Source organism: Streptomyces sp. NRRL WC-3742 (genome assembly GCF_000720635.1).
Lineage (GTDB): Bacteria > Actinomycetota > Actinomycetes > Streptomycetales > Streptomycetaceae > Kitasatospora.
In genome coordinates this window covers 55,122-70,381 of sequence record NZ_JOCF01000061.1, presented here as the reverse complement: position 1 = coordinate 70,381, position 15,260 = coordinate 55,122, and the positions used below count along the sequence as shown (strand labels likewise).

General features: G+C 72.8%; 3 pseudogenes. All 3 read right to left on the bottom strand.

Annotated features, from left to right (window positions below):
• Window positions 1-404 precede the first annotated feature (404 nt).
• Window positions 405-3,275 (bottom strand): annotated as a pseudogene (locus IH61_RS50405) (SDR family NAD(P)-dependent oxidoreductase); the annotation flags it as partial.
• Between the two features lie 147 nt (window positions 3,276-3,422).
• Window positions 3,423-4,831 (bottom strand): annotated as a pseudogene (locus tag IH61_RS45065) (type I polyketide synthase); the annotation flags it as partial.
• A 56-nt stretch (window positions 4,832-4,887) separates the two neighbouring features.
• A pseudogene (locus IH61_RS46330) lies at window positions 4,888-15,174 on the bottom strand (beta-ketoacyl synthase N-terminal-like domain-containing protein); the annotation flags it as partial.
• Window positions 15,175-15,260 lie beyond the last annotated feature (86 nt).

The window sequence follows — 15,260 nt, the reverse complement described above, 5'->3', positions numbered from 1 at the left end:
GCCTCGCGGCGGACCAGATCGAGGAGGGTGGACTGGCGGTCGGTGGCGGAGAGGGCGGCGAGACGCTCGTGCAGGGCGGAAGGCGCCGCCGCCGTCGCACCGGCGCGGCGCAGGCGGGCGCGCACCAGGGCGCGGAGCAGGGACGGGACCTCGCCGCCGCGCTCCAACTCGCGTCGAACCGAGCCGAGTTCGAGGCGGACGGGGACGACGTGGGCGAGGTCGGTGGTGAGTGCGGCGTCGATGGCGCGCAGGCCCTGGGCGGGGGTGAGGGCGGCGATGCCCTGGCGGCGCATGCGGCTCAGCTCGGCGTCGCCGAGGTGGGCGGTCAGGCCGGTGCCGGCTTGCTGCCACAGGCCCCAGGAGAGGCTGAGGGCGGGGAGGTCGGCGGAGCGGCGCTGAGCGGCCAGGGCGTCGACGAAGGCGTTCGCCGCCGCGTAGCCGCTCTGGCCGGCGCTGCCGAGGACGCCGGCTGCGGAGGAGAAGAGGACGAAGGCGTCGAGGTTCAGTTCGCGCGTCAGCTCGTCCAGGTGGAGAGCGCCGTTCACCTTCGGCGCGAGGACGCGGGCGAAGCGCTCCGGGGTCTGGCCGGTCAGGAGGCCGTCGTCGAGGACGGCGGCCAGGTGGAACACCGAACCGAGCGTCTCGCCGAGGTCGTTGACGACGGCGGCGAGCTGCTCGCGGTCGGCGGCGTCGCAGGCGGCGATGCGGACGCTCTCGGCGCCCGCGTCCTGGAGTGCCTGGCGGATCTCGACCGCGCCGGGGGCCGCCTCGCCCTGGCGGGAGGTGAGGACCAGGTGGCGCACGTTGTGGTTGCGAACCAGGTGCTCTGCCAGCTCGCGGCCCAACTCCCCGGTGCCACCCGTGATCAGAGCGGTCCGCTCCGGGTTGAGGGTGATCGTCGTGGTGGTGTCGGCGGCGGTGACGCGCACCAGGCGCGGGGCGCGGATACGGCCCTCGATGATTGCCAACTCCGGCTCGGAGGCGGCGGAAAGGGCGCGCTCGATCACGTCGACAGAAGCGCTGCCATCGAGGTCGAGCAGGCGGATCGGCCGGTCGGCGTACTCCGCGCGGACCGTCCGCAGCAGGCCCAGCAGCGCGGCCTGCACCGGGTCGCCGCCGGTTGCGCCACGCGTCACGAACACCAACTCGACCGGCTCGAGGGAAGGTTCGGCGGTGAGCCGCTGAATCAGCGTGAGCGCGTCCGCCAGAACCTCCTGCACCGAGCCGACGGCCCCGGACAGGTCCACGATGGCCCGCTCCGGACGCGCCTCGCCGAGGGCGTCGATGGTGTGGGCGTGGTCGGCGTTCAGCAGACGGGTCAGCTCGCCGGTCCCACCGAGGACGATGCTGCTGGGCGCGGTGGTCGGCGTCGGGGCCTGCACCTCCTGGTAGTCCAGGCGGTAGAGGTGGTCGACGGACGCACCGGCCCGGACCTGCTCGGCCGACGCCTCGCGGATCTGCAGACCGTCGACGAACGCCACCGGCCCACCGGCCGGGTCCGACACCCAGATACGGGCGCTGGTACCGCTCGCATCGAGGTCCACGCGGACGCGCAGCTCGGTACTCCCGGCGGCGAACAGCTCGACGCCCGTCCACTCGAACGGCAGGAACACCCGCTGGTCACCGCCGTCGCGAACCGCCACGAGGGTGTGCAGGGCGGCGTCCAGGAGCGCCGGGTGGATGCCGAACTCGTCGGCCTTCACGCCCTCGGGCAGGCGGACCAGCCCGTACGCGGTGCTGCCGTCGCGCCACAGTTCGGTCAGGCCCTGGAAGGCCGGACCGTACGCCAGGCCACGGGCTGCGAAGGCGTCGTAGAAACCGTCCAGGCTCACCGATTCCGCGGTGGAGACCGGCCAGTGGCGCAACGCTTCAAAGCCGTCCTGTGCGGCCTGCTCCTCGGTGAGTTCGCCACTGGCGCTCAGGGTCCAGGAGTCCTCGACATCCTCGGGACGGCTGTAGAGGGACACCTGACGGCGACCGTTCTCCGAACCACCGACGACAACCTGGAGACGAACCGGGCCTTCGAGGACCAGCGGCTCGACCAGGGCGAGTTCCTCCACCCGGCCCGCACCGACCTCACGACCGGCCGCCAGCACCAGGTCAAGGATGCCCGTCCCGGGGACGAGGACCGTGCCGAAGGCGGCGTGATCACGCAGCCACGGCTGGGAGTTGGGGGCCAGACGGCCGGTGAACAAATGACCTTCGCCGTCCGCGAGAGCCGTTCCGGCGCCGAGCCACGGGTGGGCGGACGCCTCCAGGCCCATCGAACCCGCATCCGCCGAGCCCGAACCGACCTCCGTCCAGAAGTACTCGCGCTGGAAGGCGTAGGTGGGCAGGTCAGCGACGAACTCGCCGCCCCCCAGGACCTTCTGCCAGTCGATCTCGACACCCTGGACGTGCAGCTGACCGAGGGAGCGCAGGAGCTGAGCAGTACCACCCTCGCCTCGGGCGAGGGAACCGACGACGACGCCGTTGTGCTCGGCACTGCCGTCGGTGAGCGGCATGGCGAGCACGGGGTGGGCGCTGACCTCGACGAACACGTTCCGGCCGTCGCCGAGGAGCTGCTCCAGCGCCCGGTCGAAGCGGACGGGCTCGCGCAGGTTGCGGCACCAGTACGCGCCGTCCAGCTCCGGACCGTCCAGGACGCGACCGAGGACCGTCGAGTAGAACGGCACCGAGGCGCGCCCCGGGGTGAGGTCGGCGAAGGCGTCCAGCAGTCCGGGCAGCAGCGGGTCCATCTGCGCACTGTGCGAGGCGTAGTCCACGTTCACCCGGCGGCAGAACACGTCCTGCTGCTGGAGGTCCGCGACCAGCGTGTCGATGGCCTCGCTCTCACCGCTGACGACCGTCGAGCCCGGGGTGTTCACCGCCGCGACCGAGAGCCTGCCGTCGTAGGCCGCGAGGATCTCCTCGACCTCGGCGACCGGGCGCTCGACCAGCGCCATCCCACCGAAGCCCGTCACAGCCCGAACGGCTGCGGAGCGCAGGGCGACGACCTTCGCGCCCTGCTCCAGCGAGAGCGCGCCCGAGACGACGGCCGCGACCACCTCGCCCTGGCTGTGCCCCACGACCGCGCTGGGCTCGACGCCCCACGAACGCCACAGGGCCGAGAGCGCGACGCCCATCGCGAACAGCGCCGGCTGGACCACATCCACGCGGTCGACGGGCGGGTGATCCCCGCCGCCGCCGTCGAGGACCTCGAGGACCGACCAGCCCGTCAGCGGGCGCAACGCCTCGTCACAGGCGACGACGGCCTCACGGAAGACGGGCGACTGCTCCAGCAGCGCAGCACCCATGCCGAGCCACTGGCTCCCCTGCCCCGGGTACACGAACACGACCTCACCAGGGGTCCCGGCGACACCCACCGGCCCACCGGCCGCGATGGCCCGCAGCTGCGCGGCCGCGTCCGCCGTGGAACCGGCGACGGCGACGGCGCGGTGCTCGAACCGGGTGCGGTGCCGGGCGGCGGTCACGGCGACGTCGGCCAGCGGGACGTTGTCGTGGGCGTCCAGCCAGTCGGCCCAGCGGGCGGACTGCTCCCGCACCGCCGCCTCGTCCCGGCCCGACACGACCACCGGGACGGCGGTCGGCCGGGGCTGAACCGGAACCGGCGTGGTCTCCGGGGGCTGCCGTCCCACTCGATGTGCGGGCTGGGCTCGTCGGCGTGGAGCGTGCGCGGGAGGGTGCCGTGTTCGAGGGCGAGGACCATCTTGATCACGCCGATCACGCCGGCGGCGGCCTGGGCGTGCCCGATGTTCGACTTCGACGAGCCCAGCAGGAGCGGACGGTCGATCGGGCGGTCCGGGCCGAAGACCTCGGCGAGGGCGCCCGCCTCGATCGGGTCACCGAGGGAGGTGCCGGTGCCGTGGGCCTCGATGGCGTCGATGTCGGCCGGGGTCAGGCGAGATGCCGCCAGCGCGTCCTGGATCACACGCTGCTGCGACGGCCCGTTGGGCGCGGTCAGCCCCTGGCTGCGGCCGTCCTGGTTGATGGCACTGCCACGGATGACGGCGAGAACGCGGTCCCCGTCCCGCTCAGCAGCGGACAGCCGCTTCAGGACGAGCACGCCACAGCCCTCGGCCCAGCCGGCACCGTCCGCGTCGGCGCCGAAGCTCTTGCACCGGCCGTCCGCGGCCATCCCCCGCAGACGGCTGAACTCGACGAACAGCGCCGGGGTGTTCATCACGGTGACGCCACCGACGAGTGCCATCTCGCACTCGCCCTGCCGCAGCGCCGACACCGCCAGGTGCGTCGCGACGAGGGAGGAGGAGCAGGCCGTGTCCACGGTGACCGCCGGGCCCTGGAGCCCGAGCGCGTACGAGACGCGGCCCGAAACCACACTGCTCGCATTGCCCGTGCTGACGTACCCGTCGAGCGCGTCCAGGTCGTGACCCTGCTGGTTGCCGTAGTCCGAGCTCATCGTACCGAGGTAGACGCCCGTCCGGCTGCCCTCCAGCGCCTCCGGGCGAACGCCCGCACGCTCCAGCGCCTCCCAGGCCGTCTCCAGGACCAAACGCTGCTGCGGATCCATGGACTGCGCCTCGCGCGGCGAGATGCCGAAGAACGCGGCGTCGAAGCGCTCCACGTTCGTCATGAAGCCGCCCTCGGTGGCGTAGCTCTTGCCGACGGCCTCCGGGTCCGGGTCGAACAGGTCCAGGCCCTGCCAACGCTCCGGGAAACCGCCGATCGCATCGCCGCCCGAGGCCAGCAACTCCCAGAAACCCTCCGGGGTGTCGATCCCGCCCGGCAGGCGGCAAGCCATCGAGACGACGGCGATCGGCTCGGTACGGGCGGCCCGCTCGGAGTCGAGCTGCTTCTCCGCCTCGACCAGCGCGGTCGCGGTGCGCCGCAGGTACGCCTCGAGCTTCTCGACTTCGGATGTGCTGCTCATGCCGTGACTCCCAGCTTGCGGTCCAAGAACTGCAGAAGGTCTTCGGTGCTGCTTCCGGTCTCCAGCTCGACCGCTGGCGCTTCCGGGACGACGGCCTTCGCGAGGCCGTTCTTGAGGGTGAGGAACTGGCCCGCCAGTCCCTCCGATTCGAGTTGCAGGGGGGTCGCGGAGCGCAGCAGCTCCACGAGGTTGTCCATCAGCTCCCTGGTCAGCCGGACGCCCGACGAGGTCGGCGCCGCGCCGTTGCCGGCCACGTCCAGGCGGTTCAGGACGAGTTCGGTGATGGCGGTGGGGGTGGGGTAGTCGAAGGCGAGGGTGGAGGGGAGGGTCAGTCCGGTCTCGGCGGCGAGGCGGCGGCGCAGTTCGACGGCCATGAGGGAGTCGAGGCCGAGTTCCTTGAAGACCTGGTGGGCGCCGAGGGCTTCGGGCCCTCCGCCGACGCCGAGGACGGCGGCGGCCTCGCGGCGGACCAGATCGAGGACGGCGGGCTGCCGCTCGGTCGGCGCGAGCGCGGCGAGGCGCTCGCGCAGGGCGGAGGGCGCGGCCGCCGTCGCACCGGCGCGGCGCAGGCGGGCCCGGACGAGGGATCGCAACAGCGGTGGCACGTCGCCACTCCTTTCCAACTCGCGGCGTATGGCTGACAGTTCGAGGCGGACGGGGACGACGTGGGCGAGGTCGGTGGTGAGTGCGGCGTCGAGGGCGCGCAGGCCCTGGGCGGGGGTGAGGGCGGCGACGCCCTGGCGGCGCATGCGGCTCAGCTCGGCGTCGCCGAGGTGAGCGGTCAGGCCGGTACCGGCCTGCTGCCACAGGCCCCAGGAGAGGCTGAGGGCGGGGAGGTCGGCGGAGCGGCGCTGAGCGGCCAGAGCGTCAACGAAAGCGTTCGCCGCCGCGTAGGCGCCCTGGCCTGCGCTGCCGAGGACACCTGCCGCCGAGGAGAAGAGGACGAAGGCGTCGAGGTTCGACTCGCGCGTCAGCTCGTCCAGGTACAGGGCGCCGTTCACCTTGGGCGCGAGGACGCGGGCGAAGCGTTCCGGGGTCTGGCCGGTCAGGAGGCCGTCGTCGAGGACGGCAGCGAGGTGGAAGACCGAACCGAGGCTGCTGCCTAGGTCGTTGACGATGGCGGTGAGCTGCTCGCGGTCGGCGGCGTCGCAGGCGGCGATACGGACGGTTTCGGCACCCGCGTCCTGGAGTACCTGCTCCGGGTTGAGGGCGGTGGTCACGGTGGTGTCGGCGGCGGTGACGCGCACCAGGCGCGGGGCGCGGATACGGCCGTCGGCGATCGCCAACTCCGGCTCACCGACAGTCGAAAGGGCGCGCTCGATCACGTCGACAGAAGCGCTGCCATCGAGGTCGAGCAGGCGGATCGGCCGGTCGGCGTACTCCGCGCGGACCGTCCGCAACAGGCCCAGCAGCGCGGCCTGCACCGGATCGGTGCCGGTTGCGCCGCGCGTCACGAACACCAACTCGACCGGCTCGAGGGAGGGTTCGGCGGTGAGTCGCTGGATCAGCGTGAGCGCGTCCGCCAGAACCTCCTGCACCGAGCCGACGGCCCCGGACAGGTCCGCGACGACGGCCTGAGGGTGGGACTCCGAAGCAAGGCGCTCGATGAGCCCCTCCGGTCCCTCCACCTGGCTGGCGATGGGGAGTTCGGAGACGTGCCCGGTGCCGATCACCCAGAGGTCGGCGAGTGAACGCTCCTCCAGGGTGCGCGGCTCCTGGTGGTCCAGGCGGTAGAGGTGGTCGACGGACGCACCGGCCCGGACCTGCTCGGACGACGCCTCGCGGATCTGCAGACCGTCGACGAACGCCACCGGGCCACCCGCCGGGTCCGACACCCAGATACGGGCACTGGTACCACTCTCGTCGAGGTCCACGCGGACGCGCAGCTCGGTGCTCCCGGCGGCGAACAGCTCGACGCCCGTCCACTCGAACGGCAGGAACACCCGCTGGTCACCGCCGTCACGCACGGCCACGAGGGTGTGCAGGGCGGCGTCCAGAAGGGCCGGGTGGATGCCGAACTCGTCGGCCTTCACGCCCTCGGGCAGGCGGACCAGCCCGTACGCGGTGCTGCCGTCGCGCCACAGCTCGGTCAGGCCCTGGAAGGCCGGGCCGTACGCCAGGCCACGGGCCGCGAAGCGGTCGTAGAAGCCCTCCAGGTCGACGGACTCGGCGTTCGCCACCGGCCAGTGGCGCAGCGTCTCGAAGCCGTCCTGTGCGCCCTGCTCCTCCGCGAGTTCGCCACTGGCGTGCAGAGTCCAGCCGTCCTCGGCCTCCTCCGGACGACCGTGGAGAGCGACCTGACGGTGGCCGTTGGCGTCCGGGGCACTGACCGTGATCTGCAGCCGGATCGGGGATTCGAGGACCAGCGGCTCGACCAGGGCGAGTTCCTCGACCCGGCCTGCACCGACCTCACGACCGGCCGCCAGAACCAGGTCGAGGATGCCCGCGCCGGGGACGAGGACCGTGCCGAAGGCGGCGTGATCACGCAGCCACGGCTGGGCGTTGGGGGCCAGACGGCCGGTGAACAGGTGGCCTTCGCCCTCGGCGAGGGCGGTGGCGGCGCCGAGCCAGGGGTGGGTGAACGTCTCCAGGCCCATCGAGCCCGCGTCGATGCTGGTGGCGGTGGTCTCGGCCCAGTAGTGCTCGCGCTGGAAGGCGTAGGTGGGCAGGTCGGCGACGAACTCGCCACCTTCCAGAACCTTCTGCCAGTCGATCTCGACGCCCTGAACGTGCAACTGACCGAGGGAGCGGAGGAGTTGGTCGACGCCGCCCTCGCCTCGGGCGAGGGAGCCGACGACCACGCCGTTGTGCTCGGCACTGCCGTCGGTGAGCGGCATGGAAAGAACCGGGTGGGCGCTGACCTCGACGAACACGTTCCGGCCGTCGGAGAGGAGCTGCTCAAGCGCCTGGTCGAAGCGGACGGGCTCGCGCAGGTTGCGGCACCAGTACGCGCCGTCCAGCTCCGGACCGTCCAGGACACGGCCGAGGACCGTCGAGTAGAACGGGACGACGGCCTTCGAAGGCTTCAAGTCAGCGAACGCCTCGGCCAGACCCGGCAGCAGCGAGTCCATCTGCGCACTGTGGGAGGCGTAGTCGACGTTCACCCGGCGGGAGAAGACGTTCTGCTGCTGGAGGTCCGCGACCAGGCGGTCCAGCGCCTCCACCTCGCCCGACACGACCGTGGAACCGGACGTGTTGACGGCGGCGACGGAGAGCCTGCCGTCGTACGCGGCAATCAGCTCCTCGACGGCGGCCACCGGGCGTTCGACCAGCGCCATGCCGCCGAAGCCCGTCATCGCCCGGACGGCAGCCGACCGCACCGCGACGACCTTCGCCCCCTGCTCCAGCGACAGCGCGCCCGAGACGACGGCCGCGACCACCTCGCCCTGACTGTGCCCCACGACCGCGCTGGGCTCCACACCCCACGAACGCCACAGCGCCGAGAGCGCGACACCCATCGCGAACAGCGCCGGCTGCACGACATCCACCCGGTCCACCGGCGGGTGATCCCCGCCGCCGCCGTCGAGGACCTCGAGGACGGACCAGCCGGTCAGCGGGCGCAGCGCCTCGTCACAGGCGACGACGGCCTCACGGAAGACGGGCGACTGCTCCAGCAGAGCCGCGCCCATACCGAGCCACTGACTCCCCTGCCCCGGGTACACGAACACCACGCCACCCGGGTCGCCGGCCATTCCGACACCCGCCGACCCTCCTGCGGCCACCCCACGCAGCCCCGCGACGGCCTCGACGACCGAGGTGGCGATCACGGCGGCGCGGTGGTCGAAGTGGGTGCGGTGGTGGGCGGCGGTGGCGGCCACACCGGCGAGCGGGGCGGCCGGGTTCGCGTCGAGCCAGTCGGCCCAGCGGGCAGCCTGCTCACGGACGGCGGCCTCGTCGCGGCCGGAGACCAGCAGCGGCACAGCACTCGGCTGCGGCTGCGGCTGCGGCGGGGCGGGGGCGACGGTCGGGGCCTCTTCGAGGATCAGGTGCGCGTTGGTGCCGCTCAGCCCGAAGGAGGAAACGCCCGCGCGGCGGGCGCGCTCGCCCCGCCCCCACGGCGTGGACTCCTGGAGCAGGGACAGCCCGCTGCCGTCCCACTCGATGTGGGGGCTCGGCTCGTCGGCGTGGAGGGTGCGGGGCAGAACCCCGTTCTGCAGTGCCAGCACCATCTTGATCACGCCGATGACACCGGCGGCGGCCTGGGCGTGCCCGATGTTCGACTTGGAGGAGCCGAGGAGGAGGGGCCGGTCGGTGGGCCGGTTCGGGCCGAAGACCTCGGCCAGCGCGCCCGCCTCGATCGGGTCACCGAGGGAGGTGCCGGTGCCGTGGGCCTCGATCGCGTCGATGTCCGCCGGGGCCAGGCGAGATGCCGCCAGCGCGTCCTGGATCACACGCTGCTGCGACGGCCCGTTCGGCGCGGTCAGCCCCTGGCTGCGGCCGTCCTGGTTGATGGCGGTCCCCCGGATGACGGCGAGGACGCGGTCCCCGTCCCGCTCAGCGGCGGACAGCCGCTTCAGGACGAGCACGCCACAGCCCTCGGCCCACCCAGCGCCGTCCGCGTCGGCGCCGAAGCTCTTGCAGCGACCATCGGCCGCCATCCCCCGCAGGCGGCTGAACTCGACGAACAGCGCCGGGGTGTTCATCACGGTGACGCCACCGACGAGTGCCATCTCGCACTCGCCCTGCCGCAGCGCGGACACGGCGAGGTGGGTCGCGACCAGCGAGGACGAGCACGCGGTGTCGACCGACACCGCCGGGCCCTGAAGCCCCAGCGCGTACGACACGCGGCCCGAAACCACACTGCTCGCGTAGCCCGTGCTGGTGTAGCCGTCGAGCGCGCCGAGGTCGCGGCCCTGGTGCCCGTAGTCGGAGGTCATCGTGCCCAGGTAGACGCCGGTACGGGTGCCTTCGAGGCTGCCCGGGCGGACGCCCGCGCGCTCCAGGGCCTCCCAGGCCGTCTCCAGGACGAGGCGCTGCTGCGGGTCCATGGACTGCGCCTCGCGCGGCGAGATGCCGAAGAAGGCCGCGTCGAACCGGTCGATGTCCTCGAGGAAGCCGCCTTCTCGGGCGTAGCTCTTGCCCGTGGCCTCCGGGTCCGGGTCGAACAGGTCCAGGCCCTGCCAACGCTTCGGGAAGCCGCCGACGGCGTCGCCGCCCGAGGCCAGCAGCTCCCAGAAACCCTCCGGGGTGTCGATCCCACCGGGCAGGCGGCAGGCCATGGAGACGACGGCGATGGGGTCGTCGGCCTGCGTACCCGGGGTGACGCGGACGGGGGCCCGGTCGGGCTTGGCGCCCAGGTCGAGGCGATCGAGGATCAGACCGGCGATGGCGGTGGGGGTCGGGTAGTCGAACGCCAGGGTCGAGGGCAGCGTGAGGCCCGTCTCGGCGGCGAGGCGACGGCGGACCTCGACGGCCATGAGCGAGTCGAGGCCCAGCTCCTTGAACACCTGCTGCGCACCGACGCCTTCGGGACCGCCGACGCCGAGGACGGCGGCGGCCTCGCGGCGGACCAGGTCGAGGAGAACGGACTGACGCTCGGTGGCGGAGAGGGCGGCGAGGCGCTCGTGCAGGGCGGAAGGCGCCGCTGCCGTCGAGCCGGCGCGGCGCAGGCGGGCGCGCACCAGGGCGCGGAGCAGGGACGGGACCTCGCCGCCGCGCTCCAACTCGCGTCGGACCGAGCCGAGTTCGAGGCGGACAGGGACGACGTGAGCGAAGTTCGAGGCCAGCGCCGCATCAAGGGCGCGCAGGCCCTGGGCAGCCGTGAGCGCGCCCACCCCCTGGCGGCGCAGCCGCGTGATCTCCGCCTGGCCGAGCCCTGCGGTGAGGCCGGTGCCGGCCTGCTGCCACAGGCCCCAGGCGAGGCTGAGGGCAGGGAGGTCGGCGGCGCGGCGCTGAGCGGCCAGAGCGTCAACGAAAGCGTTCGCCGCCGCGTAGCCGCTCTGGCCTGCGCTGCCGAGGACACCTGCCGCCGAGGAGAAGAGGACGAAGGCGTCGAGGTTCAGTTCGCGCGTCAGCTCGTCCAGGTGCAGGGCGCCGTTCACCTTGGGGGCGAGGACGTGGGCGAAGCGTTCCGGGGTCTGGCCGGTCAGGAGGCCGTCATCGAGGACGGCGGCGAGGTGGAAGACCGAACCGAGGCTGCTGCCAAGGTCGTTGACGACGGCGGCGAGCTGCTCGCGGTCGGCGGCGTCGCAGGCGGCGATACGGACGCTCTCAGCGCCCGCGTCCTGGAGTACCTGCTCCGGGTTGAGGGCGGTGGTCACGGTGGTGTCGGCGGCGGTGACGCGCACCAGGCGCGGGGCGCGGATACGGCCGTCGGCGATCGCCAACTCCGGCTCGCCCGTGCTGAACAGGGCCTGGGCGATCGTGTCGACGGATGCGCTGTCGTCAAGGTCGAGCAGGCGCACGGGCCGGTCGGCGTACTCCGCTCGAACCGTCCGCACCAGGCCCCACAGGGCGGCCTGCACCGGATCAGCGCTCATCGCGCCGCGCGTCACGAACACCAACTCGACCGGATCGAGCGAGGGTTCGGCCAGCAGTCGCTGCGCCACCGGCAGGGTCTCGGCCAGCGCCTCCTGCACCGGTCCTGCGACCTCGGTCAGATCCACGGCAAGCAGCTGCGGAACCTCGGCAGCTCCGGTTTCCAGCTGGTCCAGCGACACGCTCTCGATGTCGGCCAGGCCCGCGAGGCCACCGGCGGCGCCGAGCACGAGCGAGCGCACGGGAGCCCGCTCCTCGAGGCGGCGCAGCTCCGAGAACTCCACGCGGTAGAGGTGGTCCACCGTCGCACCCGCGCGGACCTGCTCCGCCGAAGCCTCGCGCAGCTGGAGTCCCTGGGCTTGCAGGACCGGCCGGCCGGAGGCGTCGGCCACCCAGAGGGCGAGCTGGTCGTCGCTCAGTTCGACGCGGACGCGCAGCTCGGTGTTACCGGCGGCGAACAGCTCGACGCCCGTCCACTCGAACGGCAGGAGGACCCGCTCGGCGTCCCCGGCCTGCGGCTGAGCGGCGACCAGGGTGTGCAGGGCGGCGTCCAGCAGGGCCGGGTGGATGCCGAACTCATCGGCCTTCACACCCTCGGGCAGGCGGACGGTGCCGTAGGCGGTGCTGCCGTCGCGCCACAGTTCGGTCAGGCCCTGGAAGGCCGGACCGTAGTCGAGGCCACGGGCGGCGAAGCGGTCGTAGAAGCCCTCCAGGTCGACGGGCCCGGCGGTCGCCACCGGCCAGTTGCGGAGAGCGTCGAAGCCGTCGGACTCGCCGGTCTCTTCGGCGAGTTCGCCGCTGGCGTTCAGGGTCCAGGAGTCCTCGGCATCCTCGGGACGGCTGTAGAGGGACACCTGACGGCGACCGTTCTCCGAACCACCGACGACGACCTGGAGACGGACCGGGCCTTCGAGGACCAGCGGCTCGACCAGGGCGAGTTCCTCGACCCGGCCCGCACCGACCTCACGACCGGCCGCCAGAACCAGGTCAAGGACGCCCGTCCCGGGGACGAGGACCGTGCCAAAGGCGGCGTGGTCGCGCAGCCACGGCTGGGAGTTGGGGGCCAGACGGCCGGTGAACAGGTGCCCTTCGCCGTCCGCGAGAGCCGTTCCGGCACCCAGCCACGGATGGGCGGACGCCTCCAGGCCCATCGAACCCGCATCCGCCGAGCCCGAACCGACCTCCGTCCAGAAGTACTCGCGCTGGAACGCGTAGGTCGGCAGGTCGGCAACGAACTCGCCGTCGAGGAGCTTCGACCAGTCCACGGGAACGCCCTGGACGTGCAACTGCCCGAGGGAGCGCAGGAGTTGGGCGGTGCCGCCCTCGCCTCGGGCGAGGGAACCGACGACCACGCCGTTGTGCTCGGCGCTGCCGTCGGTGAGCGGCATGGAGAGCACCGGGTGGGCGCTGACCTCGACGAACACGTTCCGGCCGTCACCGAGAAGCTGCTCAAGCGCCCGGTCGAAGCGAACGGGCTCGCGCAGGTTGCGGCACCAGTACGCACCGTCCAGCTCCGGACCGTCCAGGACACGCCCGAGGACCGTCGAGTAGAACGGGACGACGGCCTTCGAAGGCATCAAGTCAGCGAACGCCTCGGCCAGACCCGGCAGCAGCGAGTCCATCTGCGCACTGTGCGAGGCGTAGTCCACGTTCACCCGGCGGCAGAACACGTCCTGCTGCTGAAGCTCGGCCACCAGCGCGTCGATGGCCTCGCTCTCACCGCTGACCACGGTCGAACCGGGCGTGTTGACGGCGGCGACGGAGAGTCGGCCGTCGTACGCGGCGATCAGCTCCTCGACGACGGCCACCGGCCGCTCGACCAGCGCCATCCCGCCGAAACCCGTCACAGCCCGGACAGCGGCGGAGCGCAGAGCCACCACACGGGCACCCTGCTCCAGCGACAGCGCGCCCGAGACAACAGCCGCAACGACCTCGCCCTGACTGTGGCCGACCACCGCCGTGGGCTCGATGCCCCACGAACGCCACAGCGCCGAGAGCGCGACACCCATCGCGAACAGCGCCGGCTGCACGACATCCACCCGGTCCACCGGGGGGTGGTCCCCACCGCCACCGGCCAGAACCTCCCGCACGGACCAGCCCGTCAACGGCCGCAGCACCTCATCACAGGCCACCACCGCATCCCGGAACACCGGCGACTGCTCCAGCAGAGCAGCCCCCATACCGAGCCACTGACTCCCCTGCCCCGGGTACACGAACACGACCTCACCAGGAGCCCCGGCGACACCCACCGAGTCGCCCACCGAGTCACCCGCAGCGACGGCACGCAGCCGCTCAGCCGCCTCCGCCACCGAGCCCGCCACCACAACGGCCCGGTGCTCGAACTGCGTCCGGTACCGGGCAACGGTCACCGCGACGTCCGCCAGCGGAACAGCAGCCCCGTGACCGTCCAGCCACTCGGCCCACCGTCCGGCCTGCTCCCGCACCGACGCCTCGTCCCGCCCCGACACGACCACCGGAACGGCCACCGGAACGGCCACCGGCCGCGCCCCCTGCGGGGAGGCGGCAACCGCCGGGGCCTCCTCGACGATCACGTGCGCGTTCGTCCCGCTCAGCCCGAACGAGGACACACCCGCCCGCCGGGCACGCTCGCCCCGCTCCCACGGCGTGGCGTCCTGCACCAGCGCGAGCCCGCTGCCGTCCCACTCGACGTGCGGGCTGGGCGCCTCCGCGTGCAGGGTGCGCGGCAGCATCCCGTGCTCCAGCGCCAGCACCATCTTGATCACGCCGATGACACCGGCGGCGGCCTGGGCGTGCCCGATGTTCGACTTCGACGAGCCCAGCAGGAGCGGGCGATCGGTGGGGCGGTCCGGCCCGAAGACCTCGGCCAGCGCGCCCGCCTCGATCGGGTCGCCCAGCGACGTCCCCGTCCCGTGCGCCTCGATCGCGTCGATGTCCGCCGGGGCCAGCCGGGCAGCGGCCAGGGCGTCCTGGATGACGCGCTGCTGCGACGGCCCGTTCGGCGCGGTCAGCCCCTGGCTGCGGCCGTCCTGGTTGATGGCACTGCCACGAATGACGGCGAGGACGCGGTCCCCGTCCCGCTCAGCGGCGGACAGCCGCTTCAGGACAAGAACGCCGCAACCCTCCGCCCACCCGGCGCCGTCCGCATCCGCCGAGAAGCTCTTGCAGCGCCCGTCCGCCGCCATCCCCCGCAGCCGGCTGAACTCGACGAACAGCGACGGGTTGCTCATCACCGTCACACCGCCCACGAGCGCCATCTCGCACTCGCCCTGCCGCAGCGCCGACACCGCGAGGTGCGTCGCGACCAGCGAGGACGAGCACGCGGTGTCGACCGTCACGGCCGGGCCCTGCAGCCCCAGCGCGTACGAGACGCGACCCGAAACCACGCTGCTCGCCTTGCCGGTGCTCACGTACCCGTCGAGCGCGTCGAGGTCCTGGCCGAGGCTGCCGTAGTCGGTGCTCATGGTGCCGAGGTAGACGCCCGTCCGGCTGCCCTCCAGCGCCTCCGGGCGAACGCCCGCACGCTCCAGGGCCTCCCAGGCCGTCTCCAGGACGAGCCGCTGCTGCGGGTCCATCGACAGCGCCTCGCGCGGGCTGATGCCGAAGAACGCGGCGTCGAAGCGCTCGACACCGTCGAGGAACCCACCCTCCCGGGCGTAGCTCTTGCCGACGGCCTCCGGGTCCGGGTCGAACAGGTCCAGGCCCTGCCAGCGCTCCGGGAAGCCGCCGATCGCATCGCCGCCCGAGGCCAGCAGCTCCCAGAAACCCTCCGGGGTGTCGATCCCGCCGGGCAGGCGGCAGGCCATCGAGACCACGGCGATCGGCTCGGAGCGCTGGGCCTCCAGCTCGGCCGCGCGCTTCTGCAGGGCCCGGATGGCGGGCAGCGCCTGTTCCATGCGGTCCTGGGCTGAGG